Raw genomic sequence first — 18749 nt, forward strand, 5'->3', positions numbered from 1 at the left:
CCTCAGCTGCGGACGAGGAAGACCACGAGGGCGGTCCCGCCCACCAGCAGGATGACCCCGCGCAGCAGGGCCGGGGAGAGCCGGCGGCCCAGCGTGGCGCCGAGCACGGCACCCGCGACCGAGCCGCCGCCGATCAGGGCCGCGACGACCCAGTCGACGTGGGCCACGGTGACGAAGACCAGCGCGGCGACGGAGTTGACCAGGGCGGAGAGCACGTTCTTCAGCGCGTTGAGCCGGTGCACGCCCTCGGCCAGGGCCACGCCGAGGAAGCCGACGAGGATGATCCCCTGGGCCGCGCCGAAGTAGCCGCCGTAGACCCCGGCACCCATGGTCGCGGGCCAGGCCCACCACGCGTCGGGGCGGTCCTCGGGCGACTCGTGGGCCTTCGCCACGCGGCGGTTGATCGCGGGTCCCGCGGCCACGAGGACGAGGCCCACCACGATGAGCCCCGGCACGATCAGGTCGAAGGCCGAGCTCGGCAGGGCCAGCAGCAGCACCGCCCCGAGGAACGCACCCACCGCGCTCGCCGTGGCCAGGCGCAGCACGCGGCGGCGCTGCCCGACGAGCTCCCTGCGCCAGCCCACCGCGCCCGCGACGCTGCCCGGGATCAGGCCGACGTTGTTGGAGACGTTGGCCACCACCGGGGGCACGCCGAGCGCCACGAGGGTCGGGAACGTGATGAGCGTGCCCGAGCCGGCGACCGTGTTGATGAAGCCCGCCCCCACTCCGGCCAGGGCGACGAGCAGCAGCTCCAGCGGGGTCACGTGCTGCGACGGCGCAGGCGACGGCGGGCGGCGTAGCGACCGGCTGTCTGCTCGAGCACCAGCGGCATCCCGAACGTGGCCGACAGGTTGGCCTCGGTCATCACGTGCTCCAGCGGTCCGGCGACGACGACCTTGCCGCCGCGGAGCATGAGGACGTGGGTGAAGTTGGGCGGGATCTCCTCCACGTGGTGGGAGACCAGCACGATCGCGGGGGCCACGCCGTCCAGCGCGAGCACCGACAGCGTCGAGACGAGGTCCTCGCGACCGCCCAGGTCGAGCCCGGCGGCGGGCTCGTCGAGGATCAGCAGCTCGGGGTCGGTCATGAGCGCCCGGGCGATCTGCACCCGCTTGCGCTCGCCCTCGCTCAGGGTGCCGAAGGTCCGGTCGGCCAGGCGCGCCACCCCGAGCTCGTTGAGCAGCGACTCGGCCCGCTCGTGGTCGGGCCGGAAGTACTCCTCGCGCCAGCGCCCCACCACGCCGTACGACGCGGAGACGACGACGTCGCGCACCGCCTCCGAGCGCGGGATGCGCTCGGCGAGGGAGGCGCTGGCCAGCCCGATGCGGGGACGGAGCTCGAAGACGTCGGTGGCGCCGAGACGCTCGCCCAGCACGTGGGCCTCGCCCTCGCTGGGGTGCAGCTGGGCGGAGACGATCTGCATGAGCGTGGTCTTGCCGGCGCCGTTGGGCCCGAGGACCACCCAGCGCTCGTCCTCCTCGACCACCCAGTCGATCCGGTCGACCAGGGTCGCGGCCCCACGACGGACCGAGACCGCCTCGAGCTGGACCACCGGATCGATCACGACGGCCACCCTACGTCTCGCACGGAGCCCCCTTGGACCCGGCTCGCTAGTCTGCCGAGGTGGAGCAGGAGCACCCCTCGTGGCAGCGCTGGCAGGCCGAGCTGGCCGGCAGCCGGGCCGCGCCCGAGCGACGCCAGGTGGGTCTCCACGACGACCCCGACGCCTATGCCGCGGTCGGTCTCTCGCTGTGGTGCGACGCCTGGCTGCACGGCGCGGTGAGCCTCGACGACGCGGCCGACCACGTCGCCTCGGGCGACGCGGTGCACCTGGTCGACACCGGCTCGGGTCCCGAGCCGCTGATCATCGGGCTCGGCCGGCTGCGCGCCCTCGGTGCGGTCTCGGCCGGCGCTGCGCTGCCGGTCCCTGGTGATCCGGTCGGGCTGGCCGGGCCGGCGGGGTTCAACCAGGCGGCGCTCGAGGCCGAGGAGGCGGTGCTCCTCGAGGGGGCCGGCCTCGGGCTGGTCCCCGAGCGCGTCGGGTCGTCGGTGACGTGGCGGGCGCTCCCCGCCACCACCCGGCGGCAGACGATCGACCCCGGTGACGCCGACCGCGAGCTCCGGGCGGCCCTGCCCCGCGCCGCCGACCGGCTCGCGGCCCTCGACGTCGCCCGGTGGCGGCCCGAGGTGGCCGACGCGCTGCTCAACCTGCGGCGCGAGCAGCACCTCGACCTGCCGCCGCACGTCGCCGCCCGCGCGGCCCGGATGCTGGTGCTCGGCCTGCGCTGCCTCGACATCGTCGCCCTCGCGTCCCAGGACGACGGCGGGTCCGTCACCGCGGCCGAGGCCGGTCAGCGCCGGGCTGCCCTCGACGACCTCGCCTCGGCCGCCAGGCGTGCGGTCGTCGCCGCGACCTGCGCCCCGTCGTACTGACTGGGTGTGTCCCTATTCGGTCAACACTGGCTTCACTTGACCGCCGCCCCGTTGAGGGCGGTGGTTCTTGGTTGCCATCCGAGCGCCACCACACGGGTGAGCTTGTCTCGGTTCCGACCCAGGGTCCCTTCGTGAAGCAGGGTGGCGATCGGCTCTACGGCCCGGTCCATCCAGGCACGGACACGCTGTGCGCGTGTCAGGCAGCCGCGGGTAGCGGCGGTGAAGCAGTCGTGTCCGGCGGGACGGGTGGGGTGTAGCGGGCCAGGTTGATGGCCGCGTTGGGGTCCCGGTCGATGACCAGGCCGCATGACCCGCATTCATAGACCCAGTCGGCGAGGGTGAGGTCGGTCTTCACGACTCCGCACCCCGAGCAGGTCTTCGATGAGGGGAACCAGCGGTCCGCGATGACGAGCTCGGTGCCGTACCACGATGTCTTGTACTCGAGCTGGCGGCGCAGCTCGCCGAACCCGGCATCGGAGATGTGTCGCGCGAGCTTGCGGTTGCGGGGCATGCCGGCGGCGTTGAGGTCCTCGATCACCACGACCGCCGAGCCCTTCGGGAGCTCGGAGCTGATCGAGTGCAGCAGCGCATTCCTCGCACGTCGAGGGTGAACTTGAACGTCGTGGCCCGAGTCAACCGCATGCCGGTGTGCGACACGAGCGTGTCAGCAGGTCCGGCAGCAACGGGCACGAGATCGACGGCGCCGCCCGGCACCGACAATCCCGCCAATAGGGACACACCCTCTGAGATCGTGGTCGGGGCGACCGCCCACCTCGTCTAGCCTTCTGCCGTGTCCGTCGACGATCACGAGACCCCCAGGACGCTGCTGATCACCCTCACCGGCGTCGACCGTCCGGGCGTGACGGCAGGCCTGTTCTCGACCCTGTCGCGCTACGGCGTCGAGGTGCTCGACATCGAGCAGATCGTGCTCCGCGGCAACCTGGTGCTCGGCGTCCTGGTCACCGCCCCCAAGCAGTGGAAGGACCTGCGCAGCGCCGTGGAGGCGGAGGCCGCCGACCTCGGGATGGGGGTCACCGTCGACAAGGGCCACGGCGACAACGAGCGTCGCCGCGAGGGCCGCTCCCACGTCACCGTGCTGGGCAGTCCGCTCAAGGCCTCGGCGATCACCGCCGTCGCGGGCCGCATCGCCGACATCGGCGGCAACATCGACCGCATCGAACGGATGGCGCGCTACCCCGTCACCGCCATCGAGCTGCACGTGTCGGGGACCGACCACCAGCGCCTGCGCCTGCTGCTCGCCGAGGAGGCCTCGCGCCACCAGGTCGACATCGCCGTCCAGCCCGCCAACCTGCTGCGCCACGGCGTGCGCCTGGTCGTGATGGACGTCGACTCCACGCTGGTGCAGGGCGAGGTGATCGAGATGCTCGCCGAGCGCGCGGGCTGCCTGGACGAGGTGGCCGAGGTGACCGCGGCGGCGATGCATGGCGAGCTGGACTTCACCGAGTCGCTCACCCGGCGGGTCGCGCTGCTCGAGGGCCTCGACGCCTCGGCGCTCGACGACGTCTACGACAACCTCGTGCTGACGCCCGGGGCCCGCACGCTCGTGCGCACCCTCAAGCGCCTGGGCTACCGGTTCGCGATCGTGTCCGGTGGCTTCAGCCAGATCACCGACCGTCTCGCCGCCGAGCTCGGCATCGACTTCGCCGCGGCCAACGAGCTGGAGATCGTCGACGGCCGGCTGACCGGTCGCATCGTGGGCGCGGTCGTGGACCGGGAGGGCAAGGCCGACGCCCTGCGCCGCTTCGCCGCCCAGGTGGGCGTGAGCCAGGCCGCCACGGTCGCGGTCGGGGACGGCGCCAACGACCTCGACATGCTGGCCGCCGCGGGCCTGGGGGTGGCCTTCAACGCCAAGCCCGTGGTGCAGCAGGCCGCCGACACGACCGTCAACGTGCCGTTCCTCGACACCGTGATCTACCTGCTGGGGATCAGCCGCGAGGAGGTCGAGGCCGCCGACGCCGAGGCCGGCATCGTCACCCCGGCGCCGCCGCTGGTCCCGGCGCCGTGAGGGCTCAGCTCGCGCTGCCGTCGTGGAAGTGGGTCGGCTTGGCGCCGAGCATGTCGAGCCCCGCCCACGCCGCCGAGGTCTCGTAGACCGCGAGCGCGCCGGGGAGCATGCCGTTGAGCAGCTGCTGGAGCACCTCCATCGGCCCGTCGGCGTCGGCGAGCACCGACGCGACGTAGGCGACCGACGGGTTGTGCCCGATGAGCAGCACGGTGTGGGCGGTCTCCGGCACCGACCGCAGCACCTCGAGCACGCTGTCGGCGGAGGCGGCGTAGATGCGGTCGTCCACGACCTCCACGAGGCCGTCCGGCGGGTCCAGGGCGGCGCGCAGGTGCGCCCACGTCTCGGTGCACCGCCGCGCGGGCGAGACCAGCACGTGGTCGGGCACGACCCCGATCGACCGGAGGAACTCCCCCGCCTCGGCCGCGGTGCTGCGCCCCCGCGACGTCAGCGGACGGTCGGCATCGTTGGAGGCGTGCGGCGCCGCAGCAGCGTGCCGCATGATCACCAGCCGTCGTCCGTCCACGGTGCCAGTGTGGCAGCCGGTTTCCACCAAAGCGCACCTTATGTCGTGCTCTGTCCCGCGCGGGATCTCCATCGCGGGACGAAATGTCCGTTCGGGGCCCGGCGGTAGTCCCGGCGAGCGTGCGGGCCGTGGGCCTTTCAGGGACCCCCGCCCTCGATCCCGGTCAGAGACCCATGGCGTGGAAGCCGCCGTCGACGTGCACGATCTCGCCCGTCGTCGCGGGGAAGAAGTCGCTCAGCAGCCCGACCACGGCGCGCGCCGTCGGCTCGGTGTCGGTCTCGTCCCAGCCGAGCGGGGCGCGGTCGCGCCAGGAGGTCTCGAGGCTCTCGAAACCCGGGATCGCCTTGGCCGCGAGCGTGCGCAGGGGCCCGGCGGAGACCAGGTTGACCCGCACGCCCTGCGGCCCGAGGTCGCGGGCGAGGTAGCGCGAGCACGACTCGAGGCCGGCCTTGGCCACGCCCATCCAGTCGTACGCCGGCCACGCGACGCCGGCGTCGAAGGTCAGGCCGACGATCGAGCCGCCGCCGTCCTTCAGCAGCGGCAGGCAGGCCTTGCTCAGCGACATCAAGGAGTAGGCCGAGACCTGGACCGCCTGGGAGACGTCCTCCCACGGGCCACGCAGGAAGTCGCCGCCGAGCAGCGTCTCGGGGTTGCCGTAGGCGATGGAGTGCACCACCCCGTCGAGCCCGTCGACGTGCTCACCGAGCACCTGCGGGAGACGCTCGAGGTGCTCGGGATCGGTCACGTCGAGCTCGATGACCGGGGCCGGCTGGGGCAGGCGTCCGGCGATGCGCTCGGTGATGCGCAGCGCACGGCCGAAGTTGGAGATCACCACCGTCGCACCCTGCTCCTGCGCCACGCGGGCGGCTGCGAAGCCGATCGAGGCGTCGGTGGTCACGCCGGCGACGAGGATGCGCTTGCCGTCGAGGATTCCCATGGTCGTGTCCTTCTCCTGGGGGTTCTGGGGACGAGCAGGTGGTGGGCGGTCGGCCGGTCAGTGGCCCATGCCGAGGCCGCCGTCGACGGGGATCACGGCTCCGGTGACGTAGCCCGCGGCGTCGCCGGCCAGCCACGTCACGGTGCCGGCCACCTCGTCGGACGTGGCGTAGCGGCCCAGTGGGATCTGGGCGAGGTAGGTGCTCCTGAGCTCCTCGGAGAGGGTCTCGGTCATCTCGGTCTCGACGAAGCCGGGCGCCACGACGTTGGCGGTGATGCCGCGGCTGCCGAGCTCGCGGGCGATCGACCGGGCCATGCCCACCAGGCCCGACTTGGAGGCGGCGTAGTTGACCTGGCCGGCGGAGCCGAGCATCCCGACGACGGAGGAGATGAAGACGATGCGGCCCCGGCGGGCGCGGAGCATGCCACGCGCGGCGCGCTTGGCCACGCGGAAGGACCCGGTGAGGTTGGTGTCGATGACGCGGCTCCAGGCGTCGTCGCCCATGCGCAGCAGGAGGGTGTCGTCGGTGATCCCCGCGTTGGCGACCAGGACCTCCACGGGGCCCTGCTTCTCCTCGATCTCGGCGAAGGCGGCGTCCACGTCCTCGGCGGAGGTGACGTCGCACCGCACGGCGAGGAAGCCCTCCGGCGGCTCGCCGGAGCGGTAGGTGATCGCGACGTCGTCGCCCAGCTCGCGGAAGGCCTCCGCGATGGCGCGCCCGATGCCCCGGTTGCCTCCGGTCACCAGCACCGATCTCGCCACGTCCCGCACCTCTTCTGTGTCCCTCGAGTCGTCTCGCGATCGACGCTAGGGGCTACCCGTGGGTACCCGAAATCGGGCGGGTGCCGGGCGGGCTCAGTCGATGTCGCCGTCGTCCTCGAGGCGGAAGCCGACCTTGAGGCCGACCTGGAAGTGCTCGACCGTGCCGTCCTGCACGTGTCCGCGGATCTGGGTCACCTCGAACCAGTCGATGTGGCGCAGCGAGGACGCGGCTCGCTCGATGCCGTTGCGGATCGCGGTGTCGACGCTCTCCTTGGAGGTGCCGACGATCTCGGTGACGCGGTAGGTCCGGTTGCTCATGACGTCAGGCTAGTCACACCCGCGCGCACCTCGGCGGGTTGGTCGGCGAGGGTAGGTTCGAGGCGTGCGGAAGAAGACCGACGACTCGGTCAGGATCACCAGCGCGACCGTCCCTCGCAGCCAGGACATCGCGGCGCGGCAGCGTCGCTACCTGTTCTCCATGAGCATCCGGACGGTCTGCTTCATCCTCGCGATCGTGTTCCGCAACACCCCGGCGTGGCCCTTCTTCATCGCCGGCGCGATCATCCTGCCCTACGTCGCGGTCGTGCTCGCCAACGCCGGCGCCTCGCCCGACCCCGGTGGCATGGACGTCTACGTCCCCGAGCGCCCCGAGCTGGAGACCGACCGGGGCACCCGCTCGCTCGACTGCTGAGCACCCGAGGCGGCCTGAGGCGCCGTCAGCCTCCGATGGCCGACATCGGCCGGGCCGGCTGCAGGAAGGTCGGGTCGTCGATGCCGTGCCCCGGCAGCTTGGTGGCCATCGCCTGCTGCCAGCGGCGGGCGATCTCCTCGTCGCTCGCGCCACCGCGCAGGGCCGCCCGCAGGTCGGACTCCTCGCGGGCGAACAGGCAGTTGCGGACCTGGCCGTCGGCGGTGAGGCGCACCCGGTCGCAGTCGCCGCAGAACGGCCGGGTGACCGAGGCGATCACGCCGACGTGGCCCGGGCCGCCGTCGACCCGGAACAGCTCGGCGGGCGCGGTGCCGCGGGGCTCCTCGGCCGGCTCCAGCACGAAGTGCTGCTCCAGCGAGGCGAAGATCTCGTCGGCGGTGACCATGTCGTCGCGTCGCCAGCCGTGCTGGGCGTCGAGCGGCATCTGCTCGATGAAGCGCAGCTCGTAGCCCCGCTCGAGGCACCAGCGCAGCAGCTCGGGCGCCTGGTCGTCGTTGACGCCGCGCATGAGCACCGCGTTGACCTTGACCGGGCTGAGGCCGGCGGCCTGGGCTGCGGCCAGACCGGCGACCACGTCGTCGAAGCGGTCCCGCAGCGTCATCTGCTTGAAGGTCTCGGCACGCACGGTGTCGAGGCTGACGTTGACCCGGTCGAGGCCCGCGTCGCGCAGGGCGACCGCCTGGCGCTTGAGGCCCAGGGCGTTGGTGGTCACCGACAGCTGGGGGCGCGGCTCGAGCTCGGCGCAGCGTCGCACGATGTCGACGAACCCGCGCCGGACCAGGGGCTCGCCGCCGGTGAAGCGCACGTCGTCGACGCCGAGCAGGCGCACGCCGATCGAGACCAGGCGCACCACCTCGTCGTCGGTGAGCACGCGGTCGTCGGGCAGCCAGTCGAGTCCCTCGGCGGGCATGCAGTAGGTGCAGCGAAGGTTGCACCGGTCCGTGAGCGAGACACGCAGGTCGCGTGCGACGCGGCCGAAGCGGTCGGTCAGGGGGAACGGGGCATCCACCCGGCCCACTTTATGTGCGACTGGGTAATTTGGGCTCATGCGCCTCGGCTTCCTGCTGTCCCGGAGGTGGGTGCTCTTCTTCGCCGCCGTCCTGCTCATGGCCTGGGGGGCCGTGCGGCTCGGCGAGTGGCAGTTCCACCGGCTCCACGACCGCGAGCAGCGCAACGCCTGGACCGAGCGCAACCTGGCGGCCTCCCCCGCCCCGGTCGCCGACGTCCTCTCCGTCGACGCGCCCCTGCCCGAGAGCCGCGAGTTCCGCCGGGTGACGGCCTCGGGGACCTACGACGCCGCCGGCACCTTCGTGGTCCGCTACCAGACCCGGGACGGGGACGGCGGCGTCGACGTGGTCACCCCGCTGCGGCTCGACGACGGGTCCTACGTGCTGGTCGACCGCGGGTGGACGGCCACCCAGGACCCCGGCTTCGGCCCCGACGACGCACCCAACCCGCCTGCGGGCCGGGTCCAGGTGACCGGCTGGGCACGGGCGGACTCGACCGGCGACAAGACCGGGATCACCGGCGGCTCGACCCGCGAGGTCTCCAGCCGCGCGGCCACCGACCGCGTGGACGGGCCGCTGCGGCAGGGCTTCGTCGACCTGCAGCGCGAGACCCCGACGGTCACCCCCGCCCTCGTGCCGGTCGACAAGCCCGACCTGGGCGACGGGCCGCACCTGTTCTACGGCATCCAGTGGTGGTTCTTCGGAGCGCTCGCGGTCGGCGGCTTCGGCTACCTGGTGTGGGACGAGGCTCGCGGGGGTCAGAGGCCCCGCAGGAAGCCACCGTCGACCGGCAGGGCGACCCCGGTCACGTAGCTCGCCGCCGGCGACAGCAGGAACGCCGCCACGTCGCCCAGCTCCTCGGGCCGGCCGTAGCGGGCCAGCGGGATGCGCGCCTCCTGGGCCGCCCGCGCGGCGGCCGGGTCATCGGCGGCGTCGTCGAGCTCCTGGATGCGCTCGGTCTGGATGCGGCCGGGCAGGACGGCGTTGAACCGCAGCCCGCGAGCGCCGTGCTCCTGCGACAGCGAGTCCATCACCATCGCCAGGCCGGGGCGCAGTCCGTTGGAGATCGCCAGCCCGGGGATCGGCTCGCGGACGGTCGAGGACAACACGAAGACGACCGAGCCCCCGTCCTCGAGCCGGTCGACCGCCTCACGGGCGACGCGCACGGCACCGAGGAACACGCTCTGGAAGGCCTGTGTCCACTGCTCGTCGGTGATGTCGGCGACCGTGCCGCCAGGGGGGCCGCCGACCGAGACGAGCACGCCGTCGAGCCGGCCGGTGGCCGAGTGCGCGGCGTCGAAGAGGCGCCGCGGGGTGTCGGGGTCGGCCAGGTCGGCGGCGACGCCGGTGGCCCGCTCCCCCAGCTCGGCGACGGCCCGGTCGACCGACTCCTGGGAGCGGGACGAGACGACCACGTGGGCACCGTCGCCGACCAGCGCACGGGCGGTGGCCAGGCCGAGACCGCGCGACCCCCCGGTCACGACGTAGGTGCGGTCGGCGAGTCCGAGGTCCATCAGGCCTCCACGGGCTGGTCGGCGAACTGGGTGCGGTAGAGGTGGGCGTAGAGCCCGCCCTCCGCCAGCAGCTCGGTGTGGGTGCCCTGCTGGACGATCCGGCCCTCGTCGAGCACCAGGATGCGGTCGGCGTTGCGCACGGTCGAGAGCCGGTGGGCGATGACCAGCGACGTGCGTCCCTCCAGCGCGGTGTCGAGTGCGCGCTGCACGGCCGCCTCGGACTCGGAGTCCAGGTGGGCGGTGGCCTCGTCGAGGACGACGATGCGGGGGGCCTTGAGCAGCAGCCGCGCGATCGCCAGGCGCTGGCGCTCGCCGCCGGAGAGGCGGTAGCCGCGGTCCCCCACGACCGTGTCGAGCCCCTCGGGCAGCGACCTCACCAGCCGGTCGATCTGCGCCGCTGACAGCGCCGCCCACAGCTCGTCCTCGGAGGCGCCGGGGCGGGCGTAGTCGAGGTTGGCCCGGATCGTGTCGTGGAACATGTAGGCGTCCTGGGTGACGTAGCCGACCGCGTCCTCCAGGGACTGCAGGGTCAGGTCGCGCACGTCGGTGCCACCCACGCGCACGGCACCGCCGGTGACGTCGTAGAGCCGCGCGACGAGGTGGGTGACGGTCGTCTTGCCCGCGCCGGACGGGCCGACCAGTGCGACCATGTCGCCCTCGCCGGCCTGGAAGCTCACGCCGTGCAGGATCTCGCCGGTGTCCTTGGTCTCGCGTCGCGCGACCGCCTCGAGGCTGGCCAGCGACACCTCGTCGGCGCGAGGGTAGCGGAACACGACGTCGTCGAACTCGACGGTCGAGGAGCCCGCGGGCAGCTCCTTGGCGTCGGCCTTCTCGGGGACCGTCGTCGGCAGGTCGAGGATCTCGAAGACCCGCTCGAAGCTGACCAGCGCGGTCATCACGTCGATGCGCACGTTGGAGAGGCCCTGCAGCGGGCCCAGCAGACGCAGCAGGAGCGTGCCGAGCGCGAGCAGGGTGCCGATCGACAGGTCGCCGCGCACGACCAGCCAGCCGCCGACCCCGTAGACCAGGGCGGTCGCCAGCGCGGGGATGAGCATGAGGGTGGCCGCGAACAGCCGGGTGATCAGCGAGATGCGCACGCCGAGGTCGCGCACGACGGCGGCCTTGGCGGTGAACTGCTCGTCCTCGACCTCGCGGCGGCCGAAGAGCTTGAGGAGCATGGCCCCGCCGACGTTGAACCGCTCGGTCATCGCGTTGCCCAGGGCCGCGTTGCCGTCCATCTGCCGGCGGGTGAGCTCGGAGAGGCGGCCCCCGACCCAGCGCGCGGTCAGCACGAGCACGGGGAACAGCACGAGGCACAGCAGCGTGACCTGCCAGCTGAGCGTGATCATCGTGGCCCCGACGACCACGACCGCGATGCTGTTGCTCACCGTGCTCTGCAGGGTGGAGGTGAAGGCGCGCTGCGCCCCGATGACGTCGTTGTTGAGCCGGCTGACCAGGGCCCCGGTCTGCGTGCGGGTGAAGAACGCCAGCGACAGCCGTTGCACGTGGGCGAAGACCGCTGACCGCAGGTCGAGGATCAGCCCCTCGCCGATGCGCGAGGACAGCACCCCGGACCACACCGTCAGCCCCGCCTCCAGCAGCGCCACCGCCGCCATGATCGCCGCCAGGACGGCGATGTAGGACACGCGGGAGTCCTTGATGCCGACGTCGACGATCTCCTTGACCACCAGCGGGTTGACCACGACCAGGAGCGAGTCGAGGACCGTCAGGACCAGGAACACCGTGATGACGGGCTTGTGCGGCGTCGCGAACGCCAGCACCCGGCGCAGGGTGTCGCGCCCGAGCCGCACGTCGGCCGCGCTGCGGTCGGTGCGCATGTGTCGCCAGACCGGCCCCATGCCGGTGTGCATCGCCATATCGACCACCCAACCAGCACGGACCCTCATTTTGTTCCGGACCTCGGTCCTGCCCTCCGACGGCTGTGGAGGAGCACCATGCAGGCATGGCTGGTCCACCGGAGCCGCGCAGCTCGATCGAGCCCGACGAGGGCGAGCACCTCGCCACCGGCTGGGAGCCGGACCTCCCCGACTCCGACACGCTCGTGCGCCGCGCGGTGGCCGTGCACGCCTCGTGGGGCGTGGCCGTCGCCGACTCGCTGGGCCGGCCCTCCCGCCGTACGCCTCGGTGGGCGGGCGGGTTCGTCGGCGACAAGGGCGCGCTGACCAACCCGGTGGTCGTGACGGCACCGCTCGCGCCCGGGGAGTACGCCGAGGTGCTCGGCGAGGTGGGCGGCCTGGTGCCGGACCGGGCGCCGTACTTCCTGGTGAGCCCGTTCCCCACCCCGGACCTCTCGGCCCACGGGCTGGTGAGGATCGGGCACCCGCCGCTGATGGTCCGCTTCCCCGGCGGCGCCGCTCCCCCGCTGCGTGACGGCGTCGGGCTGCGGCAGGTCGCCGACGAGGACACGCTCGCGGTCGCGGAGCGCGTGCTGGTCGAGGGCTACCCGATGCCCGAGCTGCAGCCCCTGGTGCCCGGCAGCATCCTCGCGCCGCCGCTGCTGGACGGCACCACCCGCGTCTGGTTGGCGTACGTCGACGGGCAGCCCTCGGCGGTCGCCGCGGCGCACGTGGCGGGCGGCGCCGTGCTCGTGGAGTACGTCGCCGCGCTCCCGTCCGGGCGGGGCCGGGGTGCCGGCGCGGCCGCGACCTGGGCCGCCACGCTGTGCGAGCCCGACCTGCCGGCCGTGCTCGTCGCGAGCGACGACGGGCGGCCGCTCTACGAGACGATGGGGTTCGTCGCGGTGGAGCGGTGGACGGCCTGGCTCAGGCCTGCCCGCTGAGCTGCCGGGCGAGGTCGCGCAGCCGGCCGACCTGGGTGCGGCGCTCGAGGAGGCGCTGGGAGTCGAGGTCGTTCTCCGACGCGGCGAGCACGATCTGCTTGGTCGCGGCGACCGCGCCGTGGGGCGGGCCGCAGAACCGCGCGACCGCGGCGGCGACCTCGTCCTCGAGCGACTCGGCGGACGTGAGCACGTTGACGAGCCCGATCGCGGCCGCCTCCTCGCCGCCGACGACCCGGGCGGTGGCGCAGAGGTCGAGAGCGCGGGAGTAGCCCACGGCCTCGACGAGCGGCTTGGTGCCGGTCAGGTCGGGGACGAGGCCGAGCGCCGACTCCTTCATGCAGAAGGCCGCCTCGGGGGTGGCGATCCGGTAGTCGCACGACAGGGCGAGCTGGAAGCCCGCGCCGTAGGCGTGCCCGTGCACGACGGCGATCGAGATGAAGCGCGGGTCGCGCAGCCAGGTGAACCCGTGCTGGCAGACGTCGACCCAGTCGACGATCGCGTCGTCGGACTGCGACATCAGGCCGGGGATGTCGTCCTCGCCCTCGATGCCCGAGCCGTCGATCAGCCGGCGGTCGAGGCCCGCCGAGAACGACTGGCCCTCGCCGCGCAGGACGACGACGCGCACGTCGTCCGGGAGGGAGTCGCCCACGTGGGCCAGCGCCGCCCACATCGACGGGGTCTGGGCGTTGCGCCGGTCGGGACGGTCCAGGGTCACGGTCGCGACGCCGTCGGCGACGTCCACGCGCACGCCGCCGGCCTCGAGGATCTCGGGGTTCATGGGCTCAACCTAGGGCAGCGTCGCGAGGCGACCCGCGCGGTGGGCGCGGACGCCGCTACGCCAGGGCAACCAGGTCGGCGTAGTCCGCGGTCCAGAGGTCCTCGACGCCGTCGGGGAGGATCAGCACCCGGTCCGGCTCGAGCGCGTGGACCGCGCCCTCGTCGTGGGTGACCAGGATGATCGCGCCCTCGTAGGCTCGGATCGCGGCCAGGACCTCCTCGCGCGAGGCGGGGTCGAGGTTGTTGGTCGGCTCGTCGAGCAGCAGCACGTTGGCGCTGGAGACCACGAGGATCGCCAGGGCGAGACGGGTCTTCTCGCCGCCGGACAGCACGCCGGCGGGCTTCATCGCGTCGTCGCCGGAGAAGAGGAACGACCCCAGGACGCTGCGCGCCTCGGTGTCGGTGAGCTGGGGCGCGGCGGTGTGGAGGTTCTCCAGCACCGAGCGCGAGGTGTCGAGGGTCTCGTGCTCCTGGGCGTAGTAGCCGAGCTTGAGCCCGTGGCCCGGCTGGACCTGCCCGGTGTCGGCCCGGTCGACCCCGCCCAGGATGCGCAGCAGCGTGGTCTTGCCGGCGCCGTTGAGCCCGAGGATGACGACCCTGCTCCCCCGGTCGATCGCGAGGTCGACGTCGGTGAAGACCTCCAGCGAGCCGTAGGACTTCGACAGGCCGCTCGCCGTCAACGGCGTCTTGCCGCACGGGGCCGGCTTGGGGAACGCGATGCGGGCCACGCGGTCGGCGCGCCGCTCGCCCTCGACGCCCTCCATCAGGCGCTCCGCGCGCTTCATCATCGACTGGGCGGCCTGGGCCTTGGTCGCCTTGGCGCGCATCTTGTTGGCCTGGTCCATCAGCGAGCTGGCCTTGCGCTCGGCGTTGGCGCGCTCGCGCTTGCGGCGGCGCTCGTCGATCTCGCGCTGCTCGAGGTAGGCCTTCCAGCCCATGGCGTAGACGTCGACCTCGGCCCGATTGGCATCGAGGTGCAGCACCCGGTTGACGCACGCCTCCAGGAGCCCGACGTCGTGGCTGATCACGATGAGGCCGCCCTTGTAGGTGCGGAGGTACTCCCGCAGCCACACCACGGAGTCGGCGTCGAGGTGGTTGGTCGGCTCGTCGAGCATGAGGACCTCGGCGTCGGAGAACAGGATCCGTGCCAGCTCGACGCGGCGCCGCTGCCCTCCGGACAGCGTCCGCAGGGGCTGGTCGAGGATGCGGTCCTCGATGTTGAGGCTGGCCGCGATGCGTCGCGCCTCGGACTCCGCGGCGTAGCCACCGCCGGCGTGCAGGGCGGCGTCGGCCCGCTCGTACTTCTTCATCGCCTTGTCGCGGACGACCGGGTCGTCGGAGCCCATCTCGTGCTCGGACTCGCGCAGCCGGCGTACGGCGTCGTCGAGGCCCCGCGCGGACAGGACGCGATGGAGCGCGAGCACCTCCGGGTCACCGCTGCGGGAGTCCTGCGGCAGGTAGCCGATCTCCCCCGAGCAGGTGACCTTGCCGGAGGCAGGCAGTGACTGGCCCGCGAGGACCTTGGTCAGCGTGGTCTTGCCCGCGCCGTTGCGGCCCACCAGGCCGACGCGGTCGCCAGGTCCCACGCGGAACGACACGTGCTCCATGAGCAGTCGAGCGCCGGCGCGTACTTCGAGGTCGGTGACGGTGATCATGGCCGTGTGCAAGCCTACGTGCATGCGTTTCAACCCTCGGGCCCGGCTGGACTCCTCGCAGGTGCAGGTACGCCGCGGCGGGGGTGGCGGTGGCCGTGGCCTGCCGATCCCGATCCCCTCGAGCACGGGCGGCCGAGGTGGTCTGGGCGGCGTCGTGCTGCTGATCCTGATCTTCGTGATCGTGCAGGCGGTCAACGGCGGGGGCGGCGGCGCGGGCGGTGCCGGCGGTGCCGCGCCCGACGACTCGCAGGTGCAGGGGCTCGACTGCACGTCCGGCGCGGACGCCAACAAGACCGAGCAGTGCGCGCTGGTCGCCGACGTCAACAACATCCAGGCGTTCTGGGCCGGCGAGCTGCCCCAGCAGGCCGACGTGGCCTACTCCAAGAGCCTCGCGGTGTTCTTCTCCCGCAGCACGCAGACCGGCTGCGGCGGCGCCACCGCCCAGGTCGGGCCGTTTTATTGTCCGACTGACAAGACTGTCTACCTCGACACGACGTTCTTCAAGGACATGCTCCAGGGTGACCTCGGCGCCAAGGGTGGGCCGTTCTCCGAGGCCTACGTGCTGGCCCACGAGTACGGCCACCACGTCCAGGACCTGCTCGGCACGATGGGCAAGGTGCGCACGCAGAAGGGGCCGCAGAGCGACACCGTGCGCCTGGAGCTGCAGGCCGACTGCTACGCCGGCATGTGGTCGAAGTACGCCACGACGGTCGAGGACGCCAACGGTGAGGTCTACATCCTCGACCTCACCCAGGACGACATCGCCCGCGCGCTCGACGCCGCGGCGGCCGTCGGTGACGACCGGATCCAGCAGAAGTCCGGTGGCCGGGTGAACCCCGAGTCCTGGACCCACGGATCCGCCTCGGCCCGGATGTACTGGTTCAAGACGGGCCTGTCCCAGGGCACGCTCGACGCCTGCGACACCTTCAGCGCCCGCGACCTGCACCTCTGACCGGCCACACGACCTCGAACCGCTCGAACACGACCGGGATGGCGTCGCTGAAGTCCCAGCCGTTGGCCTCGCACTCCCGGCGGAAGAAGCGGGTGTGCGCGTCGAGCCACCAGTCCCGACTGCGGTCACCCTCCCCCTCGTCCCAGGCGAACGCATCGTCGACCGACGAGAGCGGGCCGACCCGCACGTCGGTGGTGCGTACGACGGCCAGCGGGCGCCCGGCACCGTCGAGCACGACGCACCGGTCATCCACCTGAGGCATCGGGTCGCCGTCCCCTCCGAACGCCTGCGCCAGCTCGGCCGTCGCCCGCTTGGGTCCGTGCAGCACCAGCTCCCCCAGCTCGTCGGCCAGCTCGGGGCTGTCGCCGAAGGCGTAGGAGGTGACCAGCGGGCCGTCGTACCCACTCGCGCTGACGTACGACGCCCAGAACGCGGCGACCGTGTCACCCGTCGACTCCACCCCGGCAGGCTACGTCGCCACCCCTGCGGCGCGGATGGTCACCGGCGAGCGGACCACCGGTCATGCCCTTGGTCGCGATCTGGAGCGACCTTGTGCCCGATCCGGCAGGAAACCCTCGCGCCGGCCGTGACCGGTGGCACATCCTGGGACGACATCGCGGAGATGGGGGGCATCATGCGCGAACCTGACACCACCACCCTCTTGTGGGCCTCGACGGCGGTCGTCCTCGGCCTCGGGCCGAGCCGGGAGACCGAGACCTTCCTCACCGGCCTGCTCGTCGTCGGCGCCGCGACCGCGGCCACGGGCCTTCACCACCTGCTCGTGCCGCCTGCGCAGCACGACTGACCGCCGGACGCTGTTTCGTCGCCCAGGATGCGGGGAACCTCCGGATCGAGTCGCACGCTCAGATCTCGGGGGTGTCGTCTTCCAAGCGCACCAGTGCACAGCGTCCTCCCAGGCCGGCACCGGCGCGAACAGAGCCGCCCAGGTCGACGCCCTCCCACGTCGCGGGCGGCTCTCTTGGTCTGCGGTGGTCTGCGGGGCGGCTCTCAGGCGAACTCGTCGGCCACGGCCTGCAGCCGCGCGCGATAGGCCTCCCACCACGCCTCGTCCTCGGGCGGCAGGTTCGGCGCGGTCCGCAGCATCCCGACCGGACCGTCGAGCTGCTCGCGCAGGATGTCCATCTGGCCGGCGTGGCGGTTGGTCTCCGCGACGACGTGGACCAGCACCCGCCGCAGCGAGGGGTGCCGGCGCTCCTCGGGCCACCACGGGACCTCGCCCAGGTCGTCGAGCCCGACGGTCGCGAGCGTGTGGTCGCCGTGCTGCCAGACGCGGCGATAGAGGTCGACCACCCACTCCCGGGACTCCTCCCGGGTGGCCCACATGTCGGCGTTGTGCTCGCCGTCCTCGGCCATCCACGGCATCGGCTCGGGCCACGGGTGGCCGAAGCAGGAGCCGAGGTACTCCACGTCCACGCTCGCCAGGTGCTTCACGACGCCCAGCAGGTTGGTGCCCGTGGGCGTGAGCGGCCGTCGTACGTCCCGCTCGGAGAGGCCCTCGAGCTTCCACAGCACGGTCTCGCGGGCCCGCTGGAGGTAGGTCCTCAGGATGGTCAGGTCGTCCAGGGCGTCGGGCATGGGCCCACCCTCGCACCGGGGCTGGACAGCACGCATGCGCGTTTCCGGTGCGGGTACGACGGCCTCGTGCAGACCGTGCTCCGCTCCCTCCCCTTCGGCCCTCTGGTGATCGCCTGGCACGAGGGCGTCCTCGAGCCCCGTCCCTGGACAGCCGCGCAGTCACGCTGGGCCGCCGCGCTCGCCGCCGACCTGCCCGCCGGGCCGCTGCTCGAGCTCTGCTCCGGAGCCGGCCACATCGGGCTGCTGGCGGCGCACCTGTCCCAGCGCCCGGTCGTGTGCGTGGACGTCTCCCCCGCCGCCTGCGCCCTGACCCGGCTCAACGCCGAGGCCGCCGGCGTCACCGTCGACGTCCGAGAGGGGCCGATGGACGCCGTGCTCGCCGCAGACGAGCGCTTCGGCCTGGTCATCGCCGACCCGCCGTGGGTGACCACGCAGGAGGTCTCGGCCCACCCCGCCGACCCGGTGCTCGCGATCGACGGGGGTGACGACGGGCTCGCCGTCGCGCGGCTGTGCCTGGCTGTCGCCGAGGCGCACCTCGGTCCCGACGGCTTCCTGCTCCTCCAGCTGGGCGACGAGGCCCAGGCCGCGGCGCTGGCCGCCGAGACGGTCCTGTCGCTGGAGGAGGTACGCCGCGAGGAGCGTGGGGTGCTGGCGCTCTGGCAGCGCGTGTGACAGCACCACCCAGATCACTCGAGGTTTGGGCGCACGGCCATCGACACACGATGTGTGCGCAAGCGCATTGATCGTTCGAAGGGACCCCATGCCGTCGACTCACGACCTCACGGTGCACCTGGGACACGACGAGCTGGTGATCCGGCGCCGCTACGAGTCGCTCAGCATCGCCAACGACGTGCTCATCGCGCTGTGGTTCGTCGTGGGAAGCGCGTGGTCCCTCTGGGGGTCGGGCCAGGTCGCCGACTGGCTGTTCCTGCTCGGCAGCGTCGAGTTCCTCGCCCGCCCCGCGATCCGGCTCGCGCGCCGCGTGCACCTGCGACGTGCCGGCCACGAACCCACGAGCGACGCCTCGTCCGACTTCTGACCAGCTCCGACCCGAGGAG

Annotated in this window: 22 protein-coding genes and 1 pseudogene; 9 read left to right on the forward strand and 14 right to left on the reverse strand. The window is 72.7% G+C overall.

Annotated elements, in window-relative coordinates; translation table 11 throughout:
- Window positions 1-2 precede the first annotated feature (2 nt).
- Together J2S63_RS20150 and J2S63_RS20155 are read right to left on the reverse strand one after the other, a co-directional pair.
- The gene (locus tag J2S63_RS20150) at window positions 3-764 is read right to left on the reverse strand and encodes a sulfite exporter TauE/SafE family protein (RefSeq protein ID WP_310306121.1); all 762 of its coding nucleotides are present in this window, start codon (window positions 762-764) and stop codon (window positions 3-5) included.
- Window positions 761-1561, reverse strand: a complete 801-nt coding sequence (locus J2S63_RS20155) for an ABC transporter ATP-binding protein (protein ID WP_310306758.1) — start codon at window positions 1559-1561, stop codon at window positions 761-763. The genes J2S63_RS20150 and J2S63_RS20155 overlap by 4 nt, the downstream gene beginning before the upstream one ends.
- Window positions 1562-1623: 62 nt before the next feature.
- On the opposite strand from J2S63_RS20155, the gene J2S63_RS20160 reads away from it, so the two are divergent.
- Window positions 1624-2433 (forward strand): Rv1486c family protein, encoded by an 810-nt coding sequence (locus J2S63_RS20160; protein ID WP_310306123.1) that lies wholly within the window; start codon window positions 1624-1626, stop codon window positions 2431-2433.
- A 196-nt stretch (window positions 2434-2629) separates the two neighbouring features.
- Here J2S63_RS20160 and J2S63_RS20165 read toward each other — a convergent pair.
- Window positions 2630-3025 (reverse strand): annotated as a pseudogene (locus J2S63_RS20165) (RNA-guided endonuclease TnpB family protein); the annotation flags it as partial.
- A 198-nt stretch (window positions 3026-3223) separates the two neighbouring features.
- Between J2S63_RS20165 and serB the strand changes: the two are divergent.
- A complete protein-coding gene (serB, locus tag J2S63_RS20170; RefSeq protein ID WP_310306124.1) occupies window positions 3224-4459 on the forward strand; it encodes a phosphoserine phosphatase SerB in 1236 nt (411 codons plus the stop codon).
- A gap of 4 nt (window positions 4460-4463) precedes the next feature.
- Here serB and J2S63_RS20175 read toward each other — a convergent pair whose 3' ends face one another.
- The 4 genes from J2S63_RS20175 to J2S63_RS20190 form a co-directional block, all read right to left on the reverse strand.
- Window positions 4464-4982, reverse strand: a complete 519-nt coding sequence (locus tag J2S63_RS20175; protein ID WP_310306127.1) for a SixA phosphatase family protein — start codon at window positions 4980-4982, stop codon at window positions 4464-4466.
- A 163-nt stretch (window positions 4983-5145) separates the two neighbouring features.
- The gene (gene fabI / locus J2S63_RS20180) at window positions 5146-5919 is read right to left on the reverse strand and encodes an enoyl-ACP reductase FabI (RefSeq protein ID WP_310306129.1); all 774 of its coding nucleotides are present in this window, start codon (window positions 5917-5919) and stop codon (window positions 5146-5148) included.
- A gap of 57 nt (window positions 5920-5976) precedes the next feature.
- Window positions 5977-6681 (reverse strand): beta-ketoacyl-ACP reductase, encoded by a 705-nt coding sequence (locus J2S63_RS20185; protein ID WP_310306131.1) that lies wholly within the window; start codon window positions 6679-6681, stop codon window positions 5977-5979.
- A gap of 93 nt (window positions 6682-6774) precedes the next feature.
- A complete protein-coding gene (locus tag J2S63_RS20190) occupies window positions 6775-6999 on the reverse strand; it encodes a dodecin (protein ID WP_310306133.1) in 225 nt (74 codons plus the stop codon).
- 64 nt (window positions 7000-7063) lie between these two features.
- On the opposite strand from J2S63_RS20190, the gene J2S63_RS20195 reads away from it, so the two are divergent.
- Entirely contained in the window at window positions 7064-7372 is a 309-nt protein-coding gene (locus tag J2S63_RS20195) for a DUF3099 domain-containing protein (protein WP_310306134.1), read from the forward strand.
- A gap of 25 nt (window positions 7373-7397) precedes the next feature.
- Here the strand turns inward: J2S63_RS20195 and moaA are convergent, their stop codons facing one another.
- Window positions 7398-8438: a GTP 3',8-cyclase MoaA gene (gene moaA, locus J2S63_RS20200; protein WP_374725126.1), complete on the reverse strand. Its 1041-nt coding sequence runs from the start codon at window positions 8436-8438 to the stop codon at window positions 7398-7400.
- Between moaA and J2S63_RS20205 the strand changes: the two genes are divergently transcribed.
- Entirely contained in the window at window positions 8437-9210 is a 774-nt protein-coding gene (locus J2S63_RS20205) for an SURF1 family cytochrome oxidase biogenesis protein (RefSeq protein ID WP_310306138.1), read from the forward strand. The two genes, moaA and J2S63_RS20205, sit on opposite strands and share 2 nt — an antisense overlap.
- Here the strand turns inward: J2S63_RS20205 and J2S63_RS20210 are convergent.
- A complete protein-coding gene (locus tag J2S63_RS20210; RefSeq protein ID WP_310306141.1) occupies window positions 9156-9911 on the reverse strand; it encodes an SDR family oxidoreductase in 756 nt (251 codons plus the stop codon). The two genes, J2S63_RS20205 and J2S63_RS20210, sit on opposite strands and share 55 nt — an antisense overlap.
- Window positions 9911-11788 carry an ABC transporter ATP-binding protein gene (locus J2S63_RS20215; protein ID WP_310306143.1) on the reverse strand — a complete coding sequence of 626 codons (1878 nt, stop codon included), beginning with the start codon at window positions 11786-11788 and terminating at the stop codon, window positions 9911-9913. Before J2S63_RS20215 ends, J2S63_RS20210 begins: the two co-directional genes overlap by 1 nt.
- A gap of 86 nt (window positions 11789-11874) precedes the next feature.
- On the opposite strand from J2S63_RS20215, the gene J2S63_RS20220 reads away from it, so the two are divergent.
- Window positions 11875-12711, forward strand: a complete 837-nt coding sequence (locus J2S63_RS20220) for a hypothetical protein (protein WP_310306144.1) — start codon at window positions 11875-11877, stop codon at window positions 12709-12711.
- Here the strand turns inward: J2S63_RS20220 and J2S63_RS20225 are convergent.
- Together J2S63_RS20225 and J2S63_RS20230 are read right to left on the reverse strand one after the other, a co-directional pair.
- Window positions 12695-13489 (reverse strand): enoyl-CoA hydratase/isomerase family protein, encoded by a 795-nt coding sequence (locus tag J2S63_RS20225; protein WP_310306146.1) that lies wholly within the window; start codon window positions 13487-13489, stop codon window positions 12695-12697. The genes J2S63_RS20220 and J2S63_RS20225 overlap by 17 nt on opposite strands.
- Before the next feature lie 55 nt (window positions 13490-13544).
- Window positions 13545-15143: an ABC-F family ATP-binding cassette domain-containing protein gene (locus J2S63_RS20230; protein ID WP_310306148.1), complete on the reverse strand. Its 1599-nt coding sequence runs from the start codon at window positions 15141-15143 to the stop codon at window positions 13545-13547.
- Window positions 15144-15165: 22 nt separating this feature from the next.
- Between J2S63_RS20230 and ypfJ the strand changes: the two genes are divergently transcribed.
- Window positions 15166-16095 carry a KPN_02809 family neutral zinc metallopeptidase gene (gene ypfJ / locus J2S63_RS20235; protein WP_310306150.1) on the forward strand — a complete coding sequence of 310 codons (930 nt, stop codon included), beginning with the start codon at window positions 15166-15168 and terminating at the stop codon, window positions 16093-16095.
- On the opposite strand, the gene J2S63_RS20240 is transcribed toward ypfJ, so the two are convergent.
- Window positions 16070-16555 (reverse strand): ASCH domain-containing protein, encoded by a 486-nt coding sequence (locus tag J2S63_RS20240; protein WP_310306152.1) that lies wholly within the window; start codon window positions 16553-16555, stop codon window positions 16070-16072. The two genes, ypfJ and J2S63_RS20240, sit on opposite strands and share 26 nt — an antisense overlap.
- Window positions 16556-16729: 174 nt before the next feature.
- On the opposite strand from J2S63_RS20240, the gene J2S63_RS20245 reads away from it, so the two are divergent.
- Window positions 16730-16900 carry a hypothetical protein gene (locus tag J2S63_RS20245; RefSeq protein ID WP_310306154.1) on the forward strand — a complete coding sequence of 57 codons (171 nt, stop codon included), beginning with the start codon at window positions 16730-16732 and terminating at the stop codon, window positions 16898-16900.
- A gap of 203 nt (window positions 16901-17103) precedes the next feature.
- Here the strand turns inward: J2S63_RS20245 and J2S63_RS20250 are convergent, their stop codons facing one another.
- Entirely contained in the window at window positions 17104-17691 is a 588-nt protein-coding gene (locus tag J2S63_RS20250; protein WP_310306155.1) for a DinB family protein, read from the reverse strand.
- 66 nt (window positions 17692-17757) lie between these two features.
- Between J2S63_RS20250 and J2S63_RS20255 the strand changes: the two genes are divergently transcribed.
- Together J2S63_RS20255 and J2S63_RS20260 are read left to right on the forward strand one after the other, a co-directional pair.
- Complete coding sequence (locus J2S63_RS20255; protein WP_310306156.1) at window positions 17758-18363, forward strand: methyltransferase; 606 nt, start codon at window positions 17758-17760, stop codon at window positions 18361-18363.
- Between the two features lie 88 nt (window positions 18364-18451).
- Window positions 18452-18730 carry a YrhK family protein gene (locus J2S63_RS20260; RefSeq protein ID WP_310306157.1) on the forward strand — a complete coding sequence of 93 codons (279 nt, stop codon included), beginning with the start codon at window positions 18452-18454 and terminating at the stop codon, window positions 18728-18730.
- Window positions 18731-18749 lie beyond the last annotated feature (19 nt).

Origin of the sequence: Nocardioides marmoribigeumensis, from assembly GCF_031458325.1 — a bacterium.
Classification (GTDB): Bacteria; Actinomycetota; Actinomycetes; order Propionibacteriales; family Nocardioidaceae; genus Marmoricola_A; species Marmoricola_A marmoribigeumensis.

Excerpts from the sequence above, each read along its gene's own strand:
- J2S63_RS20250 (WP_310306155.1), bottom strand. The coding sequence starts at position 17,691 with ATGCCCGACGCCCTGGACGACCTGACCATCCTGAGGACCTACCTCCAG.
- J2S63_RS20210 (WP_310306141.1), bottom strand. The coding sequence starts at position 9,911 with ATGGACCTCGGACTCGCCGACCGCACCTACGTCGTGACCGGGGGGTCG.
- J2S63_RS20260 (WP_310306157.1), top strand. The coding sequence starts at position 18,452 with ATGCCGTCGACTCACGACCTCACGGTGCACCTGGGACACGACGAGCTG.
- moaA (WP_374725126.1), bottom strand. The coding sequence starts at position 8,438 with ATGAGCCCAAATTACCCAGTCGCACATAAAGTGGGCCGGGTGGATGCC.
- J2S63_RS20205 (WP_310306138.1), top strand. The coding sequence starts at position 8,437 with ATGCGCCTCGGCTTCCTGCTGTCCCGGAGGTGGGTGCTCTTCTTCGCC.
- J2S63_RS20190 (WP_310306133.1), bottom strand. The coding sequence starts at position 6,999 with ATGAGCAACCGGACCTACCGCGTCACCGAGATCGTCGGCACCTCCAAG.
- J2S63_RS20215 (WP_310306143.1), bottom strand. The coding sequence starts at position 11,788 with ATGGCGATGCACACCGGCATGGGGCCGGTCTGGCGACACATGCGCACC.
- J2S63_RS20225 (WP_310306146.1), bottom strand. The coding sequence starts at position 13,489 with ATGAACCCCGAGATCCTCGAGGCCGGCGGCGTGCGCGTGGACGTCGCC.
- fabI (WP_310306129.1), bottom strand. The coding sequence starts at position 5,919 with ATGGGAATCCTCGACGGCAAGCGCATCCTCGTCGCCGGCGTGACCACC.
- J2S63_RS20245 (WP_310306154.1), top strand. The coding sequence starts at position 16,730 with ATGCGCGAACCTGACACCACCACCCTCTTGTGGGCCTCGACGGCGGTC.
- ypfJ (WP_310306150.1), top strand. The coding sequence starts at position 15,166 with ATGCGTTTCAACCCTCGGGCCCGGCTGGACTCCTCGCAGGTGCAGGTA.
- J2S63_RS20220 (WP_310306144.1), top strand. The coding sequence starts at position 11,875 with ATGGCTGGTCCACCGGAGCCGCGCAGCTCGATCGAGCCCGACGAGGGC.
- J2S63_RS20230 (WP_310306148.1), bottom strand. The coding sequence starts at position 15,143 with ATGATCACCGTCACCGACCTCGAAGTACGCGCCGGCGCTCGACTGCTC.